Origin of the sequence: Microbacterium sp. UBA3394 (genome assembly GCF_002358725.1) — a bacterium.
Taxonomy (GTDB): Bacteria; Actinomycetota; Actinomycetes; order Actinomycetales; family Microbacteriaceae; genus Microbacterium; species Microbacterium luteum.
The window spans coordinates 1-4,372 of record NZ_DEPK01000205.1 but is presented as its reverse complement, the minus strand read 5'-3'; the positions used below and the strand labels follow the sequence as shown (position 1 = coordinate 4,372).

Below are 4,372 nucleotides of genomic sequence, written 5' to 3'. Positions count from 1 at the left end.
CGGGGTGACGATGTTCTTCACCGGAGAGCGCCACTTCTTCCACTGACGCCCCGGCATCCTCACCTCATCAGCATGTCCCCATTTCTGTCGCCATAGCGCTGCATACAGACAGAAATGGGGACATGCGTCATTTCGGCCGCCCGGCATGTCCCCTTTTCTGTTGCCATAGCCACCCATAAGGACAGAAATGGGGACATGGTGGTGCTCAGGAGGGGGTGGGGCGGCCGAACTCCTCGAGGAAGCGCAGCCACACCTCGCTGATCGTCGGATACGACGGCACGGCGTGCCAGAGGCGGTCCACCGGCACCTCGCCGACGATCGCGATCGTCGCGGCGTGCAGCAACTCAGCGACGTCGGGCCCGACGAAGGTGGCTCCGACGAGAACGCCGCGGTCGGTGTCGATCACAGCCCGCGCGGCGCCCTGGTAATCGTCGCTGTGCGTGGATGCGCCCGCGATCCAGCCGAGGTCGTAGTCGATGACGCGTACGGTCCGTCCGGCCTTCTCGGCGGCGGCCGCCGTGAGCCCGACCGAGGCGACCTCGGGGTCGGTGAAGGTCACCTGCGGCACCGCGTCGTGGTCGGCCGTGGCCACATGCACGCCCCACGGAGCGTCGTCGACCGTCGCCCCATGAGCGCGGGCGGCGATGACGTCGCCCGCCGCGCGCGCCTGGTACTTGCCCTGGTGGGTGAGGAGGGCGCGGTGGTTGACGTCGCCCACGGCGTAGAGCCAGTCGAAGCCGTCGACCCGCAGCGTGTCGTCCGTCTCGAGCCACGAGTCCGGCTCCAGTCCGATCGCCTCGAGCCCCAGGTCGCCGGTGCGGGGGATGCGGCCGGTGGCCACGAGCACCTGCTCGGCCGCGACACGGGAGCCGTCCGCGAGCTCGAGCTCCGCGCCGTTGTCGGTGCGACGGGCCGCGACGACCTCGGCGCCGGTGCGAACCGTCGCGCCCATGGCCCGGAGCGCCTCGGTCACCCGCTCGCCGGCGAAGGGCTCCATCCCGTTCAGCAACGACGAGCGCGCGATGACGGTGACGTCGGTGCCGAAGCCCGCGTAGGCCGTGGCCATCTCGGCGCCGACGACGCCGCCGCCGAGCACCGCGAGACTGGCGGGGATCTGCTTCGCACTCGTCGCGTCGCGGCTCGTCCACGGCTTGATCTCCGCCAGGCCCGGGATCTCAGGGAGCAGCGCTGCGGATCCGGTGCAGACGGCGATCGCGTGGCGGGCCACGAGCGTCTCCTCGGTTCCATCGGAGCCCGTCACGGTGAGGGTCTTCTCGCCCGAGAAGCGGGCGTGCCCGCGGACGAGGTCGATGCCGGCGCCGGAGAGCCACTCCACCTGGGAGGAATCGTTCCAGTCGTGCGTCATCGCGTCGCGGCGCCGAAGCACTCCGGCGACGTCGAGCTCACCCGTCACCGCCTGCTTCGCACCGTCGACGGCCCGCGCCGCGCGCACCGCGGCGGCACTGCGCAGCAGCGCCTTCGAGGGCATGCACGCCCAGTACGAGCACTCGCCGCCGACGAGTTCGGCCTCCACGATCGCGGTGCTCATCCCGCCCTGCACCGCGCGGTCGGCGACGTTCTCGCCCACCGCTCCGGCTCCGATCACGATCACGTCGTATTCGCGTTCCGCCATGGCCGTCACGCTACCGCCGCGCCGCGTCGGCGCACAGCCCTTGCGCACGGCGCAGGTCGCATGTCACAGGTCGCTGGGGCCCCGTGGAACCGCGCACCGCGATGGCCGATTTCCGCGAGTGTGCAGCGTTCGCGCGTGGCAGGGTGGAGGCATGAGCACGCTGGCGACGAGCATCCCCGCGATGTCCTTCGACGAGCGGTATCGCGTCATCCGGTCCCGCGATCGTCGCTTCGACGGGCAGTTCGTCACCGCCGTGCGGTCCACGGGCATCTACTGCCGCCCGAGCTGCCCGGCGCGCACGCCGAAGGAGTCGAACGTCACCTTCTACGCCACGTCGGCGGCGGCGCACGAGGCGGGATACCGCGCGTGCAAGCGGTGCCTGCCCGAGGCCGCGCCGGGCTCACCGCAGTGGAACCTGCGGGGCGACGTGACCGGCCGGGCGATGCGCCTGATCGCCGACGGCGTCGTCGAACGCGAGGGCGTGCCGGGCCTCGCGGGCCGGCTCGGCTACTCGACGCGTCACCTCACGCGCCTCCTCACCGCCGAGCTCGGCGCCGGTCCGCTCGCGCTCAGTCGAGCGCACCGCGCGCACACCGCGCGCATGCTCCTCGTGGGCACCGACATGCCCGCCGCCGACGTCGCGTTCTCGGCGGGCTTCTCGAGCGTGCGCCAGTTCAACGACACCGTGCGCGAGGTGTTCGGGATGCCCCCGCTCGACCTGCGCGCCCGTCGGCGTCGCACGCGCGCGGGCGAGCCGGTCGCGGGAGCGATCGATCTCGTGCTGCCCCACCGCGGACCGCTCGACGCCGCCGGCCTCTTCGCGTGGATGTCCGCGCGCGCCGTCGCCGGCGTCGAAGTCGCCGACAACGCATCCTTCGCCCGCGCGCTGCGGCTTCCGGGAGGCGCGGCCTGGTTCCAGGTGCGCGTCGGCGCGGACGACCGCGTGCGCCTGCACGCACGCCTGGCGCACCTCGGCGATCTGCCCGTGCTCGTCACGCGGGTGCGCCGGCTGTTCGACCTCGACGCCGATCCGCTCGCCGTCGACGAGGCCCTGGCGCGACACCCCGAGCTCGCCGGGCGGGTCGCGGCGCTTCCCGGCATCCGGGTTCCGGGTGCGGCGGACCCGCACGAGATGCTCATCCGGGCCATGGTCGGCCAGCAGATCACGGTGGCCGCCGCGCGCACGGCGCTCACCGCACTCGCCGCGGCGCTGGGGGAGCGGGTGGCGCCCCACGCCGGCACCGACCGGCTGTTCCCCACGATGGCTGCGATCGCCGAGCACGGTCACGAGGTGCTGCGCGGGCCGGCCGCGCGCATCCGCGCCATCGCGGGAGCCGCCGCCGCACTCGCGTCGGGGGAGCTCGCCCTCGGGCCGGGCGACGACGCCTCCGAGCAGCGCGCGGCCCTGCTCGCCCGCCCCGGGATCGGACCGTGGACGGCCGACTACGTGCGCATGCGCGTGCTCGCCGATCCCGACATCACCCTTCCCGGTGATGTCGCGGTGCGTGCGGGAGCGCGGGCGCTGGGCATCCCGTCCGATCCGAAGGGGTATGCCGCGTGGGCCGAGCCACTCGCGCCGTGGCGGAGCTACCTCACCGCGCACCTGTGGGCCGCCGCGCCGGCTTCGCGGCGCGCATCCGTACCGACCGACAGCCCGATCCAGGAGGCATCATGACCGCCACGCTGCAGACCCTCGACACCCCGGACGGCGCCTTCACGATCCTCGCCGACGACGGAGGGCGCGTGATCGCATCCGGCTGGACCGCAGATGCCGAAGCGATCCTCGCGCGGCTGCGGCCGGTCCAGCTTCCCACCGACGTGCGCACCGTGGGGGGCGAGACCCCCGCATCCGATGCCGCTGTCGCCGCCGCTGCCTACTACGACGGCGACGTGCACGCGATCGACGCGGTGCCGGTTTTGCAGACCGGCACGACCCTGCAGCGCGCGGGATGGGCGGCGCTGCGCGGGATCGCGCCCGGCCGCCCGCTCACGTACGCGGAATTCGCCGAGGCTCTCGGGTCGCCCGCGGCCGTGCGCGCCGCCGCTGCGATCTGCGCTCGCAACGCGCCGGCGCTGTTCGTTCCCTGCCACCGCGTGCTGCGCTCGGACGGGACGCTCGGCGGCTTCGCCTGGGGACTGGACGTCAAGCGCAGCCTCCTCGCCCGCGAGGCCGTCGCCGGCTGATCGCCGCGCTCCGTGCACGCGGCGCGGCGACCCGGTCGGAGGAAAGCGCTTGCGGACGTCGCGCCGATGCCGATATTCTGAACGGCTGTCGCCGATCGCGACATTCCCGTGAACCCTAGGAGGATGCCATGTCCCACGCCGCCGTTGTGAAGAGCGCATCCGTCCTCGTCGCCGGGTTCGGGATCCTTCCCGACCGCGCCCGCTGAGTCTCCTCGCGCGCGCCCGGTGCATTCCGGGCATCGTCTGTCCCGTCCGTGCGTTCTCCTGATCGCACGCCCTTCGATCTCTGCGCCATCCGGCGCCGCCCCACCGCTTCATCTGCGCGGTCCGCTCCACCACTCCCACAAGGATCATGACCACCACCGCTCCTGATCAGACCGATCCGACTCCGCACCGCCTCTCGACGCCGCGCGCGCTCGCGCGCCTCATCCCGTTCGCCAAGCCCGTCCTGCCGCGACTGGCGCTCGGCGCCGTGAGCGCCCTCGGCGCGAGCATCCTCGCCCTCATGATCCCGCTCATCCTCGAGGAGGTCGTGCGCGGCCCGATCGCCTCGGG

Annotated in this window: 3 protein-coding genes and 1 pseudogene; 3 read left to right on the top strand and 1 reads right to left on the bottom strand. The window is 73.1% G+C overall.

Annotation, left to right across the window (positions count from 1 at the left end):
• Window positions 1-205: 205 nt before the first annotated feature.
• Window positions 206-1,633 carry a dihydrolipoyl dehydrogenase family protein gene (locus B4E30_RS12880; RefSeq protein WP_286795499.1) on the bottom strand — a complete coding sequence of 476 codons (1,428 nt, stop codon included), beginning with the start codon at window positions 1,631-1,633 and terminating at the stop codon, window positions 206-208.
• 151 nt (window positions 1,634-1,784) lie between these two features.
• On the opposite strand from B4E30_RS12880, the gene B4E30_RS12875 reads away from it, so the two are divergent.
• From B4E30_RS12875 to B4E30_RS12865, 3 genes and pseudogenes are all read left to right on the top strand, one after another.
• Window positions 1,785-3,308, top strand: coding sequence for an AlkA N-terminal domain-containing protein (locus B4E30_RS12875; protein WP_286795498.1), 1,524 nt, complete (start codon window positions 1,785-1,787; stop codon window positions 3,306-3,308).
• Window positions 3,305-3,817 (top strand): methylated-DNA--[protein]-cysteine S-methyltransferase, encoded by a 513-nt coding sequence (locus tag B4E30_RS12870; protein ID WP_286795497.1) that lies wholly within the window; start codon window positions 3,305-3,307, stop codon window positions 3,815-3,817. Before B4E30_RS12875 ends, B4E30_RS12870 begins: the two co-directional genes overlap by 4 nt.
• A gap of 352 nt (window positions 3,818-4,169) precedes the next feature.
• Window positions 4,170-4,372: pseudogene (locus B4E30_RS12865) on the top strand (ABC transporter ATP-binding protein); the annotation flags it as partial.

Excerpts from the sequence above, each read along its gene's own strand:
- B4E30_RS12880 (WP_286795499.1), bottom strand. The coding sequence starts at position 1,633 with ATGGCGGAACGCGAATACGACGTGATCGTGATCGGAGCCGGAGCGGTG.
- B4E30_RS12875 (WP_286795498.1), top strand. The coding sequence starts at position 1,785 with ATGAGCACGCTGGCGACGAGCATCCCCGCGATGTCCTTCGACGAGCGG.
- B4E30_RS12870 (WP_286795497.1), top strand. The coding sequence starts at position 3,305 with ATGACCGCCACGCTGCAGACCCTCGACACCCCGGACGGCGCCTTCACG.